The organism is Streptomyces sp. NPDC093984, assembly GCF_044764595.1.
GTDB lineage: Bacteria > Actinomycetota > Actinomycetes > Streptomycetales > Streptomycetaceae > Streptomyces > Streptomyces cynarae.
The window spans coordinates 408,516-427,650 of sequence record NZ_JBIWIM010000006.1 but is presented as its reverse complement, the minus strand read 5'-3'; the positions used below and the strand labels follow the sequence as shown (position 1 = coordinate 427,650).

Annotated in this window: 20 protein-coding genes, 1 tRNA gene and 1 pseudogene; 11 read left to right on the top strand and 11 right to left on the bottom strand. The window is 71.8% G+C overall.

Features of this window, described 5'->3' with window-relative positions; translation table 11 throughout:
* Window positions 1-65 precede the first annotated feature (65 nt).
* The 4 genes from ACIRC0_RS23875 (at window position 66) to ACIRC0_RS23860 (ending at window position 2,030) form a co-directional block, all read left to right on the top strand.
* Window positions 66-605, top strand: a complete 540-nt coding sequence (locus ACIRC0_RS23875) for an HAD domain-containing protein (protein ID WP_403618861.1) — start codon at window positions 66-68, stop codon at window positions 603-605.
* A 143-nt stretch (window positions 606-748) separates the two neighbouring features.
* Complete coding sequence (locus tag ACIRC0_RS23870; protein ID WP_403618858.1) at window positions 749-943, top strand: hypothetical protein; 195 nt, start codon at window positions 749-751, stop codon at window positions 941-943.
* A gap of 396 nt (window positions 944-1,339) precedes the next feature.
* The gene (locus ACIRC0_RS23865; protein ID WP_403618855.1) at window positions 1,340-1,765 is read left to right on the top strand and encodes a hypothetical protein; all 426 of its coding nucleotides are present in this window, start codon (window positions 1,340-1,342) and stop codon (window positions 1,763-1,765) included.
* Window positions 1,766-1,880: 115 nt separating this feature from the next.
* Window positions 1,881-2,030 carry a BBE domain-containing protein gene (locus ACIRC0_RS23860; protein WP_403619095.1) on the top strand — a complete coding sequence of 50 codons (150 nt, stop codon included), beginning with the start codon at window positions 1,881-1,883 and terminating at the stop codon, window positions 2,028-2,030.
* 58 nt (window positions 2,031-2,088) lie between these two features.
* Here the strand turns inward: ACIRC0_RS23860 and ACIRC0_RS23855 are convergent, their stop codons facing one another.
* The 4 genes from ACIRC0_RS23855 to ACIRC0_RS23840 form a co-directional block, all read right to left on the bottom strand.
* The gene (locus ACIRC0_RS23855) at window positions 2,089-3,498 is read right to left on the bottom strand and encodes a TQXA domain-containing protein (protein WP_403618852.1); all 1,410 of its coding nucleotides are present in this window, start codon (window positions 3,496-3,498) and stop codon (window positions 2,089-2,091) included.
* Window positions 3,499-3,776: 278 nt separating this feature from the next.
* A complete protein-coding gene (locus ACIRC0_RS23850; protein WP_403618849.1) occupies window positions 3,777-4,268 on the bottom strand; it encodes a single-stranded DNA-binding protein in 492 nt (163 codons plus the stop codon).
* Window positions 4,269-4,577: 309 nt separating this feature from the next.
* On the bottom strand, window positions 4,578-6,593 hold the full coding sequence (locus ACIRC0_RS23845; RefSeq protein WP_403618846.1) for a GTPase: 2,016 nt from the start codon (window positions 6,591-6,593) through the stop codon (window positions 4,578-4,580).
* Complete coding sequence (locus tag ACIRC0_RS23840; RefSeq protein ID WP_403618843.1) at window positions 6,590-8,197, bottom strand: dynamin family protein; 1,608 nt, start codon at window positions 8,195-8,197, stop codon at window positions 6,590-6,592. The genes ACIRC0_RS23845 and ACIRC0_RS23840 overlap by 4 nt, the downstream gene beginning before the upstream one ends.
* A 304-nt stretch (window positions 8,198-8,501) precedes the next feature.
* On the opposite strand from ACIRC0_RS23840, the gene ACIRC0_RS23835 reads away from it, so the two are divergent.
* Window positions 8,502-8,577, top strand: a tRNA-Arg gene (locus ACIRC0_RS23835).
* 173 nt (window positions 8,578-8,750) lie between these two features.
* On the top strand, window positions 8,751-9,290 hold the full coding sequence (locus tag ACIRC0_RS23830) for a GNAT family N-acetyltransferase (protein ID WP_403618840.1): 540 nt from the start codon (window positions 8,751-8,753) through the stop codon (window positions 9,288-9,290).
* A gap of 353 nt (window positions 9,291-9,643) precedes the next feature.
* Here ACIRC0_RS23830 and ACIRC0_RS23825 read toward each other — a convergent pair whose 3' ends face one another.
* A complete protein-coding gene (locus ACIRC0_RS23825; protein ID WP_403619093.1) occupies window positions 9,644-9,805 on the bottom strand; it encodes a hypothetical protein in 162 nt (53 codons plus the stop codon).
* Between ACIRC0_RS23825 and ACIRC0_RS23820 the strand changes: the two are divergent.
* Together ACIRC0_RS23820 and ACIRC0_RS23815 are read left to right on the top strand one after the other, a co-directional pair.
* Window positions 9,737-10,087 (top strand): annotated as a pseudogene (locus ACIRC0_RS23820) (hypothetical protein); the annotation flags it as partial. The gene ACIRC0_RS23825 and the pseudogene ACIRC0_RS23820 sit on opposite strands and share 69 nt — an antisense overlap.
* A 20-nt stretch (window positions 10,088-10,107) precedes the next feature.
* Window positions 10,108-10,227: a hypothetical protein gene (locus tag ACIRC0_RS23815; RefSeq protein WP_403618837.1), complete on the top strand. Its 120-nt coding sequence runs from the start codon at window positions 10,108-10,110 to the stop codon at window positions 10,225-10,227.
* A gap of 90 nt (window positions 10,228-10,317) precedes the next feature.
* On the opposite strand, the gene ACIRC0_RS23810 is transcribed toward ACIRC0_RS23815, so the two are convergent.
* Entirely contained in the window at window positions 10,318-10,443 is a 126-nt protein-coding gene (locus ACIRC0_RS23810) for a DUF6415 family natural product biosynthesis protein (RefSeq protein WP_403618834.1), read from the bottom strand.
* Window positions 10,444-10,624: 181 nt separating this feature from the next.
* The gene (gene sigJ, locus ACIRC0_RS23805) at window positions 10,625-11,506 is read right to left on the bottom strand and encodes an RNA polymerase sigma factor SigJ (RefSeq protein WP_403619090.1); all 882 of its coding nucleotides are present in this window, start codon (window positions 11,504-11,506) and stop codon (window positions 10,625-10,627) included.
* 198 nt (window positions 11,507-11,704) lie between these two features.
* Here sigJ and ACIRC0_RS23800 point away from each other — a divergent pair, with 198 nt between their 5' ends.
* The 3 genes from ACIRC0_RS23800 to ACIRC0_RS23790 all read left to right on the top strand — a co-directional run bounded on the left by ACIRC0_RS23800 (window position 11,705) and on the right by ACIRC0_RS23790 (window position 13,388).
* The gene (locus ACIRC0_RS23800) at window positions 11,705-12,160 is read left to right on the top strand and encodes a nuclear transport factor 2 family protein (protein WP_403618831.1); all 456 of its coding nucleotides are present in this window, start codon (window positions 11,705-11,707) and stop codon (window positions 12,158-12,160) included.
* An 84-nt stretch (window positions 12,161-12,244) separates the two neighbouring features.
* Window positions 12,245-12,823 carry an NADPH-dependent FMN reductase gene (locus tag ACIRC0_RS23795; RefSeq protein ID WP_403618828.1) on the top strand — a complete coding sequence of 193 codons (579 nt, stop codon included), beginning with the start codon at window positions 12,245-12,247 and terminating at the stop codon, window positions 12,821-12,823.
* Between the two features lie 136 nt (window positions 12,824-12,959).
* Window positions 12,960-13,388 carry a hypothetical protein gene (locus ACIRC0_RS23790; protein WP_403618825.1) on the top strand — a complete coding sequence of 143 codons (429 nt, stop codon included), beginning with the start codon at window positions 12,960-12,962 and terminating at the stop codon, window positions 13,386-13,388.
* A 218-nt stretch (window positions 13,389-13,606) separates the two neighbouring features.
* Here the strand turns inward: ACIRC0_RS23790 and ACIRC0_RS23785 are convergent, their stop codons facing one another.
* From ACIRC0_RS23785 to ACIRC0_RS23770, 4 genes are all read right to left on the bottom strand, one after another.
* Window positions 13,607-14,995 carry an FAD-binding oxidoreductase gene (locus ACIRC0_RS23785; RefSeq protein WP_403618822.1) on the bottom strand — a complete coding sequence of 463 codons (1,389 nt, stop codon included), beginning with the start codon at window positions 14,993-14,995 and terminating at the stop codon, window positions 13,607-13,609.
* Between the two features lie 269 nt (window positions 14,996-15,264).
* Window positions 15,265-15,789 carry a lipocalin-like domain-containing protein gene (locus ACIRC0_RS23780; protein WP_403618819.1) on the bottom strand — a complete coding sequence of 175 codons (525 nt, stop codon included), beginning with the start codon at window positions 15,787-15,789 and terminating at the stop codon, window positions 15,265-15,267.
* A gap of 22 nt (window positions 15,790-15,811) precedes the next feature.
* Entirely contained in the window at window positions 15,812-16,885 is a 1,074-nt protein-coding gene (locus ACIRC0_RS23775) for an aldo/keto reductase (RefSeq protein ID WP_403618816.1), read from the bottom strand.
* 11 nt (window positions 16,886-16,896) lie between these two features.
* A complete protein-coding gene (locus ACIRC0_RS23770; protein WP_403618813.1) occupies window positions 16,897-18,942 on the bottom strand; it encodes an acyltransferase domain-containing protein in 2,046 nt (681 codons plus the stop codon).
* Window positions 18,943-19,135: the final 193 nt, after the last annotated feature.

The following is a 19,135-nucleotide window of genomic DNA, read 5'->3' as shown; positions in this document are numbered from 1 at the left end:
GGCCCAGGGACGGCCCAGGGGGCGAGAGGGCCACTCCCCCGCCGCGCCGGGGCTATGGTGCCGCTGTGACAAGCGCAGCGGAGCGCCCCATCCTCTTCCTCGACGTCGACGGCCCACTCATCCCGTTCGGAACGTCGCCCGGTCACCCCCAGGCTGCTGTTTCCGGCTCCCCGGCGTCCGTCGATCAGGGAAACCCGCTGCTTGAGCGGCTTGACCTCGGGATCGGGCCGCGCCTCATGACCCTGGGCTGCGATCTCGTCTGGGCCTCGACATGGATGGATGACGCGAACGAGGCCGTCGCCCCACACATCGGACTGCCACCGCTGCCCGTCGTGAAGTGGCCGGACGCCTGCGCCGACGACAGCCCGCGCGGCCTGCACTGGAAGACCCGCCACCTCGTCGAGTGGGCCGACCGCCGGCCGTTCATCTGGATCGACGACGAGATCAGCTCCATGGACCGCCTCTGGGTCGCTGCCCAACATCCTGGGCCATCGCTTCTTCATCGCGTCGACCCGACAAAAGGCCTCGTAGATGCCGACTTCTCCGCGCTCGCTGGTTGGCTCCGTGCTGTTGTGCTGAGCCGAGTCACCAGCACAGGCGATTAAGAAGACGCGGGCACGCCCTGGTGGCCCGGTGCCACCAGGGCATGTCGCTACCGTGACGGGCTGCCGGGCGCCGCTGCCGTGGCGATGCGCGGCTCGCCGACGACGCGGTGCTTCACCTCACTGCCGCGCTTGCTGCTCTCACCGTGATCGAAGCACCCGCCGAAGTCGCGGGAATGCTCCTGGAGAACCAGGGGCAATGGGAACTCGCCCACTGGAGGTCGGCAGACAGCGTCTGGATCAACGACGGCGGGCACTCCTACCGGAACCCCTGTAACGCCTTCGCTCTGTCGGAAGGGCGCCTACGGGAGATCAGCAACGCTTTTGACGACGAGGAGTGACAGCCGCACCGGGCATCTCACTGAAGTTCTGAGCTTGGGAAGCCGAGGTATTCTATCAGTTGTGGCGGAGCTGACCTGTACGACAGCGGTGCAGGCGCGTTGCGTGCGCGGAGTTTAGTCTCCGCTGTACCTCCTGGCTCCCCGCACGATATGGGACACGTCTGGCACGGTCAGGGAGGTTACAGACCAGGTTAATCTCCGATCATGGCTTTGCGACCTGATGAGTTCTACGACCACGCACGTGCGGCCGCGGATGGTGAGCTTCGGCTTCCGCTGGCTCGGATGACCAGCTGGGACATAAGCCCGTTCGAACCTGATGGACTTCGCGTCGCACCGCTGCGGCCACCTGTTCTGCCCGAGCCAGAACGACACGGCGAGGACCCGTCGAACTGCGACGTGTGCAGCGCCCGAGACGAAGGCATCTGGTTCAACGAACGCTGGCGACTGGACCGGGTCACGGGCGTCGGTGTGCCCCTGGTGCTGATGCTGTACTCCCGCGACCACTACGACATGGCGGATCTGTCCGACGAAATGGCCGCCGAACTCGGGGTGCTCACCACTCACATCGTCCGCCACGTGCAGGCACTACCGCACATCTCGCGAGCCCACGTCTACCGGATCGGGGACGGAGCTGCACACCTGCACATCTGGTTCTTCGCCCGGCCCGAGGGGCAGGCCCAGCTGTATGGGTCGTGGATGCCGGTCTGGGACGACCTACTGCCGGAGTACCCGGCGGACGTGGCCGACGCAGACGCGGCCGCGGTCGCTGACGCATTGGTCACCTCGTACGGAGGCCGCCGCTCGGCCACCGACGAACAGTAGGAGTACCGCTGGGCACCGAAGGCCCAGAGGGGAGGACCGGCGATCTCGGAGGGAGGGAGCGAGGAGAGGTGCGACTTCCCCAGGCGGATGACATGCTCGGTGCCGATTCGGATGGCTGGCCGGAAGATCCTCCGCCACGTCGTCCCGTGCCCGCCGCCGGTCCTTCGTCCCGGACGACTGGCAGCGACTGCAGAGTCTCAAGGCGACGTACGACCCGGACGGCGTCTTCTGGTCTTGTCTGTCACCGGAGGACGCCTCTCCATGACGTTCCATGACATTCGTGACATTCAGTGACATCCGTTACCCTGACGGCTTCGTATCGCTCAGTCATGCGTCGGCGTCTGCTTCCTGCGGACCAGGAGCAGCGCCGCGCCGCCGATCACGACCAGGGCTATCGCCGTGCCCGCGATGAGCGGGGTGGCGTTCGACGTGCCCGTTTCGGCGAGGTTGGTGTCCGTTGCCGTGCCGCCCGCCATGGCCGCCGGGCTGGGCTCGCTGAGCGTCTGGATCTTCAGGCCGCCCGCAGCGGTCTCCGTCTTGCAGTCGAGGACGCCCTTGACCCACTTCCTGTAACCTGCCGGGCCCTTGATCGTGAAGTCGTAGGGCTGGTCCTCCAACAGCGGGATGGTCACCTTCTGTGACGCGCCTGCGGGGATCGTGTGCTCCGCGCTCATCAGATCGAACGTGAACGCCTTGTCGCCCTTGTTCACCGCGGTGATGTCCACAGCGCCCTCGGCGCAGTTCTTCTCGGCCGACAGGGCCGGTATGGCGCCCTTCTTGGCCCAGGCCGCCGTGGTCACGGCCGAGACGGTGGACTCGCTGGAGCCGGCGAGTATCTGCGTCTGGCTGCGGGTCTCCGAGGTGAGAGCCCGGCCGACCGGCACAGTGGTCGACGCCTGGACAGTCAGCTCTGCCCAACCGTCCTGCGCCGTCTTCGGCACCTGGAAGTAGATCCGGCTGCCGTCGGCCGCGGTCGTGACCGGTTTGCCGTCCTTGTCGACGATCTTCACTTTGGTGGTGGCGGCATCCGCCGGTGGGGTCACCGTCACGCTGTCCGCGTTCGTGTGCACCGTGACCGGGCCGAGCCGCTCGTCCGGGTGGCCCGCCACGGCCGGCGGGTCGAGGGTCAGGGACGCCGCGGGCTCCGGGAGGTTCCGCGCGTGCTTCTGCAGGTAGTCCGCGAGTCTCTCGGCCTGCGGGTCGACCGCGTCCACGTCGGCGCCGTCCGAGAAGCGCCAGATCGCCACCTGGGTGCCGGCAGCCGCGTCCTGCTCGGTGAGGCTCTTGGCCCCGGCCTCGGCCGCCAGCCGCGCCAGGTCGTTCACCTGCGGGTAGGAGTTCTGCAGGATCCAGCGGATCTTTCCGGCGTTCTTGTTGCCGTTCAGGGACGTGCCCCTCCAGGACGTCTCGTGGTACCTGGCCTCCTTCTGCGTGGGGTTGTGGATGTCGATGCCGTACGTCTGCAGGGTGCCGCCGTTGTCGACGGACATCTCGAACAAGCCCGCCGACACCTGTTCGTCCGTGCCGCCGCCGTGGACGACGGCGGCCCCGTAGGTCTTGAGGCCCCCGATGGTCGCGGTCGCCCCGCCCTCGCTCTGCGGCGTCCCGTCGGCGGCCGCCGCCCCCGCGGCGGCCAGCGAGCCCGCCGCGACGAGTCCGGACACCAGCGTCGCGGCAGCGAGACGGGCGGCCCCTCGACTGCGCGCGGACGACGCAGAGAACGCAGCAAACACAGAATTCCCCTTCGAGCAGGACCCGTTGACGTGGGGGGGGTGTGGTCCCACCAGCAGAATCAGAAGCCCCGAGAGCTATGCCCGGCATCCTAGGGACGCCGCGCACCCTGCTCCCCGATCATGTGACCCAGCGGCCGATCCGACTCGTAATCGTTATCGCTCACACAGCCTGTGAGCTGCGCCTATCGCCCTTTGGGCAGGAAGCGTCGGGATATTGGCCGACACTTGCGGTGATAAGCGGCAGTTGGGCCAGGACGGATGCACCGCTGTGTCTGACGTCACGTCACCCCTGCTGGCTCCAGGGGCTGTTGCTCCGCCTCTTCTCGCGGCTGCGTCTCCTCCGGCACCCGACTCGCCGGTTCCGTCTCCCAGTTGGGCTCCGGCTGCGCCGTCACTCCGGTCTGCGCCTCGGGCCGGGACGACCGCCGGAAGGCCGACGTGCCGCGGGACAGGTCGTGGCCGATCGCCGCCGCGTCGAGGTCCGCAGACAGCCAGCCCTGCCCGTCGCGCTGCTCGGTCCGCACCTTCAACCGGCCCTGAACGACGAGCGGATCCCCCACCGCCACCGATGCGGCGACGTTCGTGGCCAGCGAACGCCGGGCCCACACCGTGAAAAAGTTGGTGTGCCCGTCCGTCCACACGTTCTTCTCGCGGTCCAGATACCGCGCCGTCACCGCCAGCCGGAAGCGGGCCGTGGGGCCCGTCGGCGACTCCCGGTACACCGGCTGTGTGGCGACGTTGCCGACCACGCACACCATCGTCTCGTTCATGGCGAATCCCCTCCCTCGCTCCGGCCACGCGCCGGAGCGGAACGCGTACGGGCCTGTCCCGCACGGATGCGTCTGCCGCGGCGCCACGCCCTGTCGCCTGCCGCCGCCGTACGGCGACCGCGTCGTCGGCGATCGCCGCGAAGCCAGACTGCCTTCCGTCGACCCGAGCCCGCTGGGCCCTGTGGGCTACCGCCCGGTTGTGGAAAACTCCGCCACCCGAACGAGTGCCTCCGCCACCGCCTGCCCCTGCCCCTGCCCGTGCCTGCCCGACGCCTCCGTCGGCTCTCCGGCGCGACGGCCGCACGGCGCTCACCCCACCCGCGCCCCCATCCCGGCCCCCGCCACCTTCGCGTACTGCTCCCGCACTTCCCGGTACCGCAGCAGTTCCGCCGCCACCGGATCCAGGACCCGGGCCCGCCCGCACGCGGCTGCCGCGTCCCTCAGCCGTCGTTCCGCCTCGAGCCCGTACCGCCGGGCCGGTCCGCGTGCCGCCATCCCGCAGCCCCATTCGACGGCCGGACCACCGGCCAGGCCGACCAGCAACATCAGCAGCGGCATCCCGAGGCTCGACGGCATGAACCCGGCGACCTGTCCCACCAACCACACAGAACCCAGGAGTTGCAGAAGCGTCATCGACGCCTGGGCGAGCACGGCGCCCCGCCACCAACCGGGCCGGGGCGGCCGACCCGACGGCAGGGTGGTGCGCACCGCCAGCTCGTCCAGCGCCTCCGGCAGCCCTTGCGCGCCCCGTACCGCGGCCTCGCGCACCGCCTGGGCCCAGGGCGCCGGCAGCCCGGCCGTCGCCCGGTCCGCCACCGTCCGCACGGCCTGCTCCACGCACTGTCGCGCGGTCGCCTCCTCGTCCGGGGGCGCGGGCACCGGCAGGCGTCCCGTGGAGGGTTCGCGCCTGTCCCGGTACCACCGCCACAGCCGCAGCCACGGCGTGCCGCACGCGCGGTTGGCGTGCCGCAGCCAGGCTCGTTCGGCGGCCTCCCCCGCGGCGGTCGCGCCGACCGCGTCCGCGAGCCGCCCGGCGAACTCCTCGCGTGTCTCCTCGGTGAGCCCGGCGCGGCCCGCGGTGGCGTAGACGGGCCGCAGCCGGGCGGCGGCCACGTCCACGTCCGCGGAGACACGGCGCACGGCAGCCCCACGCTCGGCCACGAACTGTCCGAGAGCCTCGCGCAGGTCGCCCACGCCCTCGCCGGTGAGCGCGGACAGCGCGAGCACGGTCGCGCCCGGCTCGCCGTACTCCCCCAAGGCGATCCCGTCCCCGTCGAGCAGCCGCCGCAGATCGTCGAGCACCTGCTCGGCGGCCTCCCCGGGGAGCCGGTCGACCTGGTTGAGGACGACGAACATGACCTCGGCGTGTCCGGCCAGGGGCCGCAGATAGCGCTCGTGCAGGACGGCGTCGGCGTACTTCTCGGGGTCGACGACCCAGATGACGGCGTCCACGAGGGCCAGGATGCGGTCGACCTGCTGCCGGTGTTCCACGGCCGCGGAGTCGTGGTCGGGCAGGTCTACCAGGACGAGGCCGCTCAGCCGCGCCTCGCCCTCGGGGTTCGGCAAGGGGCGTCGGCGCAGCCTCCCTGGAACGCCCAGGCGGTCGAGCAGCGGGCCCGTGCCGTCGCTCCAACTGCACGCGATCGGCGCGGCGGTGGTCGGCCGGCGCAGCCCGGTCTCGGAGAGAGGCACGCCGGCGAGCGCGTTGAAGAGCGTCGACTTGCCGCTGCCGGTGGCGCCCGCGACGGCGACCACGGTGTGCTCCCCGGAGAGCCTGCGACGCGCGGCCGCCTCGTCCAGGACCCGGCCCGCCTCCTCGAGCGTGCGGCTGTCCAGCCGGGTCCGCGACAGACCCACCAGTTCGCGCAGCGCGTCCAGCCGGGAGCGCAGGGGCCCGTCGTAGGCGAGCGGCGCGGGCAGCCGTACGGCCGCGTCACCGGGCTCGCCCGGTGTGGTGCCGTCCGGCGGGACGGCCGTACCGGGCATGCGGCGGGCGATCAGTCCGTCGTCCCAGACGGTCAGGAACTCCGTATCCGCCGCCGGATCACCGTGCTGCACGCGCGCGTGCCGGTCGTCGTCCGCCGGGTCCTCGGTCGGGGACGTCGCCTTCGGGACGCCCATCGGTGAGCCGTGCGGCACGCCGGTGTCCGCACCGGTCTGTTCCGCCGCGGAATCGTGCTCCCCGCGCGCGTACTCGCCGGCTGACCGCCCGTCGCCCACCCGCTCCTCGGTGGTGGTGGCGGCCCCTTCCGCGAGCTCGTGTTCGGGGAATTTTGCGTGACCCATGTGATCGGTGTGATCCGTGGCGGCGGTCACCGCGGTCACCTCTCCTTCTCGAGTACGGACAGCGCGGCGATGAGTTCGGCCTGGGGCTCGGCGTGGACGTCGAGGGCGTCGAGCGGGGCGAGGCGGCGTTCGCGTTCGGTGCGCAGGGCCCGGTCGAGGTACTCCGAGAGCAGCCGCGCGGCGCGGTCGCGCAGCCGTAGCGCCCGATGTGCGCCGATCCGCTCGGCGAGCCCCTCGCCGGCCGCCCGCGCCCGCCGTCCGCCGAGCAGGGCCGTGGCGACGAGGGCGGCCACCTCCTCGGCGTCCGGGGCGGTGCTCTTGTCCAGGTCGCGCACCGATTCCTCGGAATACTCCTCCAGGACGCGCCGCCAGCGTCGTACGGTCATCCCGATGCGGTGCTCGGCGCTCTCCAGCGTGGGGTCGTGCTGCGTCAGTTCCGGGACCGCGGCGGCGGGTTCGCGCCGCCAGGCCTCCTCGACGCGCTCGTCGGCGGCTGCGACCGCGCACAGCAGCAGGGCGCCGAGGCTGTCGACGAGGGCGTCCAGCAGTTCCCCGGCGGTGCAGTCCACGGGGTGGCCGCGCCAGCGTTTCAGGGCGTCGCCGGCGAGGACGGCCCCGGACTCCAGACGCTCCCGCACGCGCGCGTACTCGCTGTCGTACGCGGTGTCGACGGCCGCGGTGAGCCGGAGGGCGGCGGCGTACTGGGCGGCGGCGGCGCCGGCCAGTTCCGGCAGCCGGGCCCTGAGCGAGTCGAGGACTCCCTGGGCCGTCCGTGTCATGGCGGCCTCCCGGGCGGCGGGATCCCGGACCAGGTTCTCGAGCCACAAGCGCAGCGGCTCGACGGCGGTGGCGGGAAGCAGCCCCCCGCCCCAGGCGGACTCGGGCAGCTCGGGCACGGTGAACCGGGGAACGTCACCGAGCCCGGCCTTGGTGAGCAGGGCGCCGTACTGCCGCGACACCTCGGACACGACCTGGTGCGGTACCCGGTCGAGGACGGTGACGAGGGTCGCGCGGTACTCCTTGGCGGTGCGCAGCAGGTGCCAGGGCACGGCGTCGGCGTAGCGGGCGGCGGTGGTGACCAGGACCCACACGTCGGCGGCGCAGATCAGCTCGGCGGCGAGGATCCGGTTGCCCGCGACCAGGGAGTCGATGTCGGGTGCGTCGAGCAGGGCGAGCCCGCGCGGAAGCGTGTTGGCGGTCTCGATGCGCAGCACCCGCTCCTCGCGGCCCACGGCGGTGCGTGGATCGTCGCCGGACTCCTGCTGGGGCACCCACACGCGCGGAAGGGTGGGCAGGACGCGCATACGGCTGAACCAGTGGTGGTCCCCCGGATGGCAGACGAGGACGGGCGTTCGGGTGGTGGGCCGCAGTACACCCGCCTCGCTGACCTTGCGCCCTACGAGGGAATTGACGAGCGTCGACTTGCCGCTCCCGGTCGATCCACCGATGACGGCCAGCAGGGGCGCTTCAGGGTCTCTCAGCCGGGGCACCACATAGTCGTCGAGCTGTGCAAGAAGCTCGTCGCGGTTCGCACGCGCGCGTGGAGCCCCGGCCAGGGGCAGCGGGAAGCGTGCGGCGGCGACACGGTCGCGCAGGGCGGAAAGTGCGTCGAGCAGCTGAGGCCGTACGTCCAAGGTCACCACAAGCGAAGAATGCCCAATTTTGGACGCTTTCTGAAGCATATGGCAATGTCTGCGCGCCGAAGGACAGACGGGACGGAAGGGGCGACTGGGACGCAGGCATAACGAGTGCACAACACCCGGGGCGTCGAACGCCAAAAGCGATGCACGATTCGCACCTGCCTGCGATTATCGGACCGCTTCACCGAACCTCCACACGGAGCCACGGAGGCGAAGCAACAGGGACAAGGGCCCGGGGAGCCCTATCCTTGTCCCCGGCAAGGTCACGGATCAGCCCGTCCGGGCCCCACGACAGGCCATCACACAGGCCCCCGTAGCTCAGTGGATAGAGCAGGCGCCTTCTAAGCGCTTGGCCGCAGGTTCGAGTCCTGCCGGGGGCGCCAGTTTCCGCCCTCCCTCCGGGGAGGGCTTTTTGCTGGTCAGGGGCGGTGGCACTCGACACGAGTCAGCCCGGAAACCCCACCGCGCGTTTGAGAGTCCCCGGAAAATTTCGGTGAGCCTTTGCCTGCCCCTGGTTACCCTGCCTTGTCCTGAACAGGCCAGGGAGGTCGCCACCATGATCAGCGCCATGTCCTTTCCCGAGCGGATCGAGCTCTCGGGGGAGGGCCTCGTTCTCCGCGACTGGACGGAGGCGGACCTGGCCGCGATGCCGGAGTTGTTCGACCACCCCGACATCGCGTACTGGACACCCATCGTCTCCCCCTTCGACGAAGCGGCCGCCCGCGCACGACTGGACCGGGACCGGCAGCTGCGAGCGGAGGGCACGACCATCCTGCTTGCCATCACCGTCGACGGCGGCGCACCGCTCGGCGAGGTGATGTTGCGGCGTACCCCCGAGGGTCCGGAGCTCGGCTATGCGGTCGGCCCGGCGCACCGCGGCCAGGGGCTGGCGGCGCGGGCGGTGCGGGTGATGGCCGCGTACGCCTTCGAGCAACTGGGCGCGGAGAAGGTGATCCTGGAGCTCGAGGCCGAGAACGCCGCCAGCGTCGCCGTGGCCACCAAGGCGGGCTTCGGACTGCTCGACGTGCCGCTGATCAGGGGTGAGGAGAAGGGGCGGCCCTACGCCCTGCAAACGTGGGGTCTGAACCGCCCCTGATTGACGGCCGCATGCCCCACTGGGGTCCTGCCCCACCTGCGGATCGTCGACATCTGACATTCGCGTCTGACGTCAACGGCAGCGGCCGTAGGCAGCCTTGAGGTACCTCTCATGACCGATGGCTCCCCAACTCCTCACGGCTGGGGCCGCGGTGGATCGAACTCCAAAGCGGGTGTCGTGCGCCGCCAACTCGCCTGGGCAGCCGGGCTCGAGGGTGATCGGCTGCCGTACGAGCGCACGCGTCATGTCGTGGGGGTATGCAGCTGTTGTGCCACTTCAGCGACTGCGTGCTCGGAATGTCGCACGGCGCAGTCGCGCAGTTCCCAGCGCCGACGGCGGGGCAGTAGCCCGGGTCAGCCCTGATCCCGCTCCGGATCCGGCTCCGGTTCCGGTTCCTTGCCGTTCCACGAATAAAGGTGCTCCGGACGGCCGGCGGCGCCGTAACGCTGCTCGATGCGGATCGTGCCGTCCGCGGCCAGGTCGGCCAGGTAGCGCTGGGCCGTCGTCCGGGAGATGCCCAGGCGTTCGGCGAGGGCGCTGGCGGTGACGGACCGTCAAGGGAGGCGACGGACTCCGGCATCAACGCCGCGATCGGCCAGGCCGCCCAGCATCTGCACATCTCCCTGCTCCTGCTGGCCTGGCTGGTCGCCGCCCTCATGCGCACGGCGACCGGCTCCGGCACGGTGGCCACCGTGGCGGCGGCGGGCATCATCGGCCCGATGGCACAGGGCCTCGACTCCCCGCACGCGGCCCTGCTCGCCCTGGCGCTCGGCTCCGGAGCGGCCTTCCTCGGGCATGTCAACGACGCCCGTTCTGGATGTTCAAGGAGTACTTCGGGCTTTCCGTGGGCGGTACGCTCCGCACCTGGACCGTCTCCCACACGCTGCTGTCCCTGACCTCCCTGGGCGCCATTCTGCTGCTGAACGCCGTCGTATGACGGGCCCGCACACCGAGCGCCGGCCGGAGCGCTGCCGACATGCGGGGCGCGCCGACGGACGAGCCGGCGCCCGACGGCCGGCGTCGAACCTCAGGCCTTGAGGGAGCGGGCGAGGCGTTGCGCGTGGGCGGTCTGGGCGTACGGCGTGTGGCCGGGCTGGGCCCGCAGTCGCAGGCGCGCGTCCCCGACGCGGAAGTGCGCACGGGCCCGGGCCACGCCGTCCCCCCTCGGGCAGAGCCGACACGGCCGTCTCGACTTCGGAAAGGATGATCGAGCTCGGCCGCGCACGGCGCCGACTCATGGTCCAGGACGTCCTGGCCGACCGGCTCACCCCGGCCGACCTTCGCGGTCTGTCGGACGCATGTCGCGCTCGACATGGGATGCCCAAAGACGCGTGTCAGCCCGTCGTCCAGGCGCGGAGTTTATCGGGGTTGAGTACGGCCCAGATGTGGGTGATCTGATCGCCCGCGACGTCGAACGCGTACACCGCCACGGTGCGGTCGTCTTGCTGAGCGACCAGGCCGGGCCGGCCGTTGACCGTGCGTTCCACGACGGTCACGCTGCCGGGTGCCCTCGCGAAGAGGTCGGTCAGGTAGTGCGCGATCCGCTCGCCGCCTTCGATGGGGTGGAGTGAGGCCCTGGTGAGGCCGCCGCCGTCGGCGATCACTGTGGCGTCGGGGTCGAGGAGGCCGATGAGGGCACTGATGTCCTTGGCCTGCCATGCCTGTTTGAAGTCCCTGACGATGTCGGCCTGGTGGGCCGCCGGGGTCGTGGGCGTCCGGGAGGCGCGGATGCGGCGGCGGGCGGACGAGGCCAGCTGACGGCAGGCGGCGGGTGTGCGGCCGACGACCTCGGCGACTTCGGCGAAGGAGTAGCGGAAGACGTCGTGCAGGATGAACGCGACCCGTTCGGCCGGGGTCATCGATTCGAGGACGACGAGAAAGGCCATGTTGACCGACTCGTCGAGCGTCACCCGGTCGGCCGGGTCGGCCGTGGCGCCGCCTGCCGGCCCGGTGGTCCATCGGCTGGATTCGGGCAGCGGCTCGGGGATCCATTCACCTACGTAGCGCTCGCGCCGGGCCCGTGCCGAGCCGAGCAGGTCCAGGCAGATGCGGCCCGCGACCTTCGTCAGCCAGGCGCCGGGGGACTCGATGGCGTCCTGCTGCCCGCGGGACATGGCGTACCAGCGGGCGTAGGTCTCCTGGACGGCGTCCTCGGCCTCGGCCAGGGAGCCCAGCAGCCGGTAGGCGAGATTGATCAGCCGACGCCGCTCGCTCATGATCGCGCCCAGGCTCTGATCGTCTCCGGTGGTCACGGTCCTCCCCTTGCCCTGTGTCGGTCGGATGCGCACTCACCGGATCGACGAGACAGCGCACCGGAATGTGAGGTCGACGCCCCGCCTGACATTCGGGGGAGCTGCGCCGTCGTACTGCTGACACCGGCACAGCACCCCCGTGGGTGTGACAGGGAGGAAACGATGAGCGACTTTCAGGCGATCGCGGACCGGGTCGAGATCGAGGCGCTGCGCGGTGAGTTCACCGACGCGGTGATGATGCGCGACTACGAACGTGTCGCATCGCTGTTCACACCGGACGGCGTGTGGCGGATGCCCGACATCCCCGCCGAGATGACCGGCCAGGAGCAGATCCGCGCCTGGGGCCGACGGGTACCGGATTTCGTGGACTTCCTGGTGCAGAACACTCATCCGGGCCTGATCCAGCTCGACGGTGACACCGCGTCCGGCCGTGCGTACATGTCCGAGGTCGGGCGCGGCCGCGACGGCAGGTCCGGGGTGAACTACGCCATCTACCACGACCGCTACCAGCGCACCGAGGGCGGCTGGAAGTTCACCGAACGCGTCTACGAGATCCGCTACCTCGACGAGAGTCCCCTGACTGGCTCCGTGCCCCCGCGCGGCGCGGACGCCCGCTGACGGATTCGTCGCACCACCAACCGGTGCACCACCAACAGGTGCACCACCCACAGGTGCACCACCGACAGAACAGGAGAATCGGACATGATCAGGATCGGCATCATCCTCGGCAGTACCCGCCCGGGCCGCAACGGTGAACAGGTCGCCACGTGGGTCCAGGAGACCGCATCGCGCCGCACCGACGCCGAGTTCGAGTTGATCGACCTGCGTGACCACCCGCTGCCCCACCTGGACGAGCCGCTGGGGGCCATGCACGGTCACTATCAGCACGCGCACACGCGGGCCTGGGCGGCCAGGATCGCTTCATTCGACGGGTTCGTCATGGTCACCCCGGAGTACAACCGCTCCACCTCCGGAGTGCTCAAGAACGCCCTCGACCACCTCTATGCGGAATGGAACAACAAGGCGGTCGGGTTCGTCTCCTACGGCGTCGTCGGTGGCGCCCGGGCGGCCGAACAACTACGGCTGGTCTGCGGCGCGCTGGACATGGCCTGCGTGGGCCGGCAGGTCACGCTGTCGCTGATGAGCGAGTTCGAGAACTACACCGCCCTCAAGCCGGCCGACCACAGCGCCACCGCGCTGGACACACTGCTGGACCAGGTCGTCGCCTGGAGCACCGCGCTCGCGCCGCTGCGCGCCGCTTCCCAGGCCGCGGCCGCCTGAGCAACGCCCAGGATTCGCGTTATGACCCGCGGGGGTCCGCGCCCGGTTCCTCGCCCGGAGCGGACCGCCACCGTATCGGCGCGCACCGTCCCGGCGGAGTGTGTTTGGCGTTCACGCGAGCGGCAACGCGAAGTCCATGAGTCAATCGAACAGCGGCACGAATCAAGATTCCGCATCCAAGCGGAGTGCAACTGCCAAGGCCCGGCGGGCCACGAAGAAGGCGACTGCTCCCGCGTCGCGCGCGGCGGACAAGGCAGCCGAAAAGACCGATGACGTCGCGTCAGCGGCCGAGAACGCGGCCGAGCATGCGGCCGGGACGGGCACCGCGGTCGTGCACAGTGCGGCCGAGCGTGTCCAAGCCGGCCGCCAGGCCGTCATCGCCGCCTCGGGGCAGGCCGTGGCCTTCGCCAAGACGGCATGGACGGTGATCGCCCATCGAAAGCTCCTCGCCGCCGGTGTGGGTGCGGGCTTGTCGGCGTTGGGTGCCACGTCATACCTGGCGGGTCGCCGTGCCGGGCGCCGCACGCACGGTCCGATCACCCGTCTGACCGGCGGGCGGATCTGAAGCGAGAGGCGAGCCCCGTCACTTCGTGGCGGGACCGGGAGGGATGCCCGGGCCGCTCGAGCGGCGCGTCTTGGGCGCGGTCAGCGTCAGCCGGCCGTTGACCCGCTGAAGGTCCGTACGGATTTGCAGCGATCCGCCCCGTCCAGGTCAACGGGGGCCGTACTCCCCCGGTGGGAACTGGCCCCGGCCCGGGGGATGGTAAGCCGGGGCCAGGGCTGTCAGGCCGTTGGCGGCTGCGGGATGTTGTGGGTGTGGCGGAAGAGGTTCTGGGGGTCCAGGGTCGACTTGAGGGACTGGAGACGGGCGTAGGTCTCCGGCTCGAACAGGTCGCGGACCTGGGGCTCGGGGACAGGCGTGCCGTCGTTGTAGACGAAGTTGAGGCTGCGGCCCACCGTCCACTGCTTGAGGGCGTCGTAGACGCGCTGGTGGACCGGGCGCGCGGCCTCCGGCGGGGCCGCCATGCCACCGGTCATCAGCCGGAGCACGTACTGGGCCGAGCGGCCGCCGACCGCGCTGGGGCGGGCAGAGGGGCGGGAGAGGGCGCCGCCCAGGTGACGGATGTCGATGATGCACGGGACCGGGGTGCCCGGGCCCGCCAGGTCGATCAGGGTCTGGAGGGCGATGGGGTCCAACTCCCGCAGCAGCACGTTGCCGCCGAAGTAGGCGTGCGAGAACGTCGGGTCGTTGTAGACCGATCCCGCCTCCTCGTACGGCATCTCGCGTACCGAGTCGATCAGTCGGGGGCCGAGCGCACGCAGCGGCTCCACCAGGCGCTCGCCGTCCTCCGCGCTGCCGTTGAAGACGAGCCGCACATGGGCGACGTACTTGCCGCGCAGCGGCTCGGGGAACGCCGGGGCCGGCGGGTAGCCCATCAGCCCGATCGACGAGGTGAGTTGCTCCGGTACCGTCAGCGTCCACTCGTGGTACGCCCGCAGCAATTCCACCGGGTCGTCCGCCTCGAAGTACAGGCCGCCGCCGTAGAAGCGTGCCACCGGGACCAGTTCGGTCTCCACAGCGGTCACCACTCCGAAGGCGCCACCGCCGCCCCGCAGCGCGAAGAACAGGTCCGGGTCCGACTCCGCCGTGACGTGGCGCAGGGTGCCGTCCGGCGTGACCACGTCGAGGGAGCGGACGAGGTCGGAGGCGTAGCCGAACTCACGTCCCATCAGTCCCGTGCCGCCGCCGAGCAGATAGCCCACCACGCCCACATGGGGCGCCGAGCCGTTGAGCGGGGCCAGGCCGTGCGGGGCCGCGGCCTTGATCACCTGTTCCCAGCGCACGCCCGCCTCGACCCGTACGGTGCGGGCCTCAGCGTCCAGTTCGAGACCGGCCATCCGGTGCGTGCTGATCAGCACCCCCTCCCCGCGCAGCGCGGTGACGATGCCGTGACCGGTGGAGTGCACGGCCACCGGCAGGCCGAGGCCGGCGGCGAACCGCACCGCCGCGCGCACGTCGTCAGCGCACGTCGCTCCGACGATCACGGAGGGCTCGTGCCGGAAACCGGCCTGGAAGCCGGACCGCTCCTCGTCGTAGCCCTCGTCGCCCGGCCGCAGCACAGGGCCTTTCACCTGCCCGGTCAGGCCTTCCAGGTCGATGTCGACACTCATCTGCTCGTTCCTTTCCAGGGGGGTCGGCTGCCACCCTGCCGTTGTCTGTGTCGGCAGTCGATGGATGGGCTTGTTTGCACACCGGGCCGGTTGCTCGGCTCGGGTCGGTCGGTGATGCGGCCGGCGGTCAGTCGGTGAGCCGGCCGACTGGCGGTCGGTCCGTGGTCCGGCCGTCGGCCAGTCCGTGGTCCGGCGGTCGGTCAGTCCGTGGTCCGGCCGTCGGCCAGTCCCTGGTCCGGCCGTCGGCCAGTCCCTGGTCCGGCCGCCGGTCAGTCCGTGACGCGGTGCCATCGGAGTACGCGCAGTTGGGGGCGGCCCACCAGGGCCCGGCCGCGCAGCTCCAGTTCGTCCCGGGCGACGAAGACCAGGTCCCGGATCTGGTCCGTGCCCAGCCACGACCGCTCCGGCGCCAGGTCGATCGTGTGGACGACGCGGTCGCCGTCCCGGCGCCAGGTGCCCGCGTAGCTCATGTAGTCGGGCCGCCCGGGCTGCGCGGGACCGGTGCGCATCATCGTCACGGAGAGCCGGCCTCCCGGGGCGTAGACCAGCAGGCCCGTAGGCGCGGGGCCGAGCGGGCCCTCGTGCACGGTGCCGTCGTCGTCCAGGTCGTGGAAGGACCGCAGGGACCAGACCCCGGTCAGGTCCTCGTCGGTGTCCCACGGGCCGGCCGCGCGACCGGTGGTGTCCGGTGCCGTGCGGCGGGCTGCGCGTCCCGTACTGTCCGGTGCCGTGCGGCGGGCTTCGCGTCCCGTGCTGTCCGGTGCGGTGCGCTGTGCTGTCGGCGTGGGGTGCATCGGCGTCTCCCTTCCGGGGCGCTCAGGCCGCGGGAGCGGCGGGTTCGGGGGTGTCGTCACCGGTCATGCCGCGCTGGGCCCGGCGGGTCGTCTCCTCGAGCGGCTCGGGCGGCAGGGCGCTCACCTCGTCGAGGCGGGCGGTCTGCTCGTCGGTGAGGCGAAGGTCGAGGGCGGCCAGATAGTCCTCCAGATGGGCGGGGGTGCGCGGGCCGATCACCGGCACGAGCGTGGTGCCGCTGCGCCGGGCGCGGTGCAGGACCCAGGCGACGGCGACCCGTGAGGCGGGCTCTCCCGTCTCCGCGGCGACGGCCAGGACGGCGTCCACGACCGCGGTGACGCGGGCGCTGGACTCCGTACGGATGACGCGTCCGCCCAGGTCGGTCAGGCGGCCCGCGCTGCTCGTGCGGTACTTGCCGGTGAGCAGTCCACCGCCGAGCGGCGACCACAGGGCCGCGCCGAGGCCCAGGGCCTCGGCCATGGGCAGCAGGTCGCGGTCGGCGGTGCGTTCGGCGAGGCTGTACTCGGTCTGGATGCCGATCAGCGGCGACCAGCCGCGCAGTTCGGCGATGGTGGCGGCCCGGGAGACCCGCCATGCGGGGAAGTTGGACAGACCCGCGTACAGGATCTTCCCGGCGCGCACCAGGTCGTCGAAGGCGGCCAGGATCTCCTCGACCGGGGTCACCGGGTCGGGGAAGTGCGCCCAGTAGATGTCGATGTGGTCGGTGCGCAGCCGTCGCAGGCTCGCCTCCAGCGAGCGGATCATGCTCTTGCGGCTGTTGCCGGGGCGGGGGCCGGCGCCGCGGGCCGCGTCCCCGGAGGCCCCGGAGGCCCCGGTGCCCAAGGTGTACTTGCCGGACAGCACGAACGCGTCGCGGTCCGCCCCGACGAACTCGCCCACCAGTTCCTCGGCCTGGCCGCTCTGGTAGTAGTCGGCGGTGTCGATCAGGGTGCCGCCGGCCTCGGCGAAGCGCTCGAACATCCGGCGGGCCACGGCCGGCTCGGCCCCGGCTCCCCAGCGGGTGCCGAAGTTGACGGTGCCGAGCCCGTACTGGGAGACCCTCAGGCCGGTCTTCCGTCCGAAGGCAGGACTGCGCATGGCGGGCCTCCTCAGGCGGCCAGGGGGTGGGGGATGGTGGGCCGGTCGCCGGGCACGGCGCCGAGGGCGGCCCAGTCGACCGGGGCGCCGGCCGTCCACAGCGTGCCGAGCGTGGTCAGCAGTCCGGCGGTTTCGGGAGTGCGGGCGCCGGGGTGCGGCAGCGACGAGAGGGCGGTGGTGCCCGGGGGCAGGTCGGAGCGTCGTTTGACGAGTCCGGTGAGGGCGGGGCCCGGGCCGGTCTCCAGAACGACTCCGGGGACGTCGGCGAGCAGGGTGGCGACGGCGTCGGAGAACCGCACGGTCTGCCGCAGGTGCCGGGCCCAGTAGTCGGGGTCCGTGGCCTGCTCTGCGGTGATCCAGGCACCGGTGACGCCGGAGACGAACCTCTCCGTGGGCGGGCGCAGACCGATCCTCGCGGCGGCCTCGCGCAGCCGGTCCACGCAGCCGTCCATCATCCTGCTGTGGAAGGCGTGCGAGACGCGCAGGCGGCGGCCGGGTGTGCCGGCGGCGAGCCTCTCCTCGACGCGCGCGACGGCCTCCTCGGTTCCGGCCAGCACACACGAGTCGGGGGCGTTGACCGTGGCCAGGTCGGTGCCCTCGGTGAGGTAGGGGGCGAGTGCGTGCTCGGGGAGCGGGACCGCGAGCATCGCTCCGGGCGGCGCCTGCTGCATGAGCCGGGCGCGCAGGGCCACGAAGCGCAGGGCGTCCGGGAGTTCCATGACCCCGGCCAGGGTGGCGGCGACGTACTCGCCGAGGCTGTGCCCGATCATCGCGGCGGGCCGCACGCCGAGCGCGATCAGGGTGCGGGCCAGGGCGTACTCCAGGGCGAACAGGGCGGGCTGCGCGACCTCGGTCTGCCGGAGTCCGGCTCCCGTCGCGTCCTGGAGGACGGGGCGCAGGTCCATCCCGGCGGCGCTGTGCAGCAGGTCGAGGCAGCGGTCCAGTTCCGCGCGGAAGAGCGGGAGGTCGCGGGCGAGGGCGAGGCCCATGCGGCCGTACTGGGAGCCCTGGCCGGGGAAGAGGAAGGCGATGGCGGGCGGTCGGCCGTCCGGTTGCGCCCCTCCCTGTGCCGTCGGCGCCCCTCCCGGTCCCGCCGGCGCCCCTCCCGGCCCCGCCGGCGCTCCTCCCGTTACCGCCTCCGAAGCGGCCGGCCGGAGCTCATGCCGTGCCTTCTCCCGTGCCCGCTGCAGTGCCTCCGCCAGGTCCTCGTCGGTCTCCCCCACCGCGAAGGCGCGATACGGGGGTGCCGGCGCGGTCACCGCCACCACCCGGTGGGCCCCGGCCCTGACGTGCACCGTCTCGCCGGACGGCTCCTCCACCAGGAGGCCGCGGATCCGGGCGAGCAGCCGGTGCCGCTGGTCCGGGGCGCGGAAGTAGAAGTGGCCCCCGGGCAGGTGGACGGTCTCGAACGGCCCCTCGGTGTGCTCCTGCCAGTTCTCCACGCGCAGGGTCTCGCGCTCCTGCTCGCCCGCGAAGACGGTGAGCGGGATGTCCAGGGACGGGCCCGGCTCGAAGTGGTACGTCTCGAAGATCCGCAGGTCGGCGCGGAAGCTGCCGAGCACCATGGCGCGCAGGGCGGCGTCCTCGTGCACCTGGGCGGGCAGGGCGCCCCAGCGTCGCTCGACCTCGGCGAGCAGTTCGTCGTCCGGGAGGGTGTGGACGGTGGTGGCGGCGCGCGGGTGGGGCGGGGGTGGGCTGGAGGACAGCAGCAGCCGGGTCGGCAGCGGCCGGCCCAGGCGGCGCAGGGCGCGGGTCACCTCGAAGGCGACCAGGCCGCCCAGGCTGTGACCGAAGAAGGCGAACGGGCGCTGCGGGTCCAGGACGGCGACCACCGCGTCGACCAGCTCGGGCATGCCGGTGACGGGGGGCTCGGCGTGCCGCGCGGCACGGCCGGGGAGCTGGACGCCGTGGACCTCAAGCTCGGGCAGTTCGTCGCCGAAGCGGACGTACTCGCCGGGCGAACCCCCTGCGTGGGCGAAGCAGTACAGGTCCGCGACGGCGTCGGGGCGGCGGGTGCGGGTGACCAGCCACCGGCCGCGTGGCGTACCGGCGTTCATGGGTGGTGCTCCTTTCGGGAGGCGGGGGCGGGGGCTCACGGCGGGGGCCGTCAGGCGACCGGGGCCGGTTCGGGTGTGCGCCCGCCGAGCCGGCCGGCGACCAGGGCCGCGAACTCGGCCGGGGTCTGCGCGTCGTACAGCACCGACGACTCCAGCTCCACCCCGAACGACTCACGCGCCAACGCCACCAACT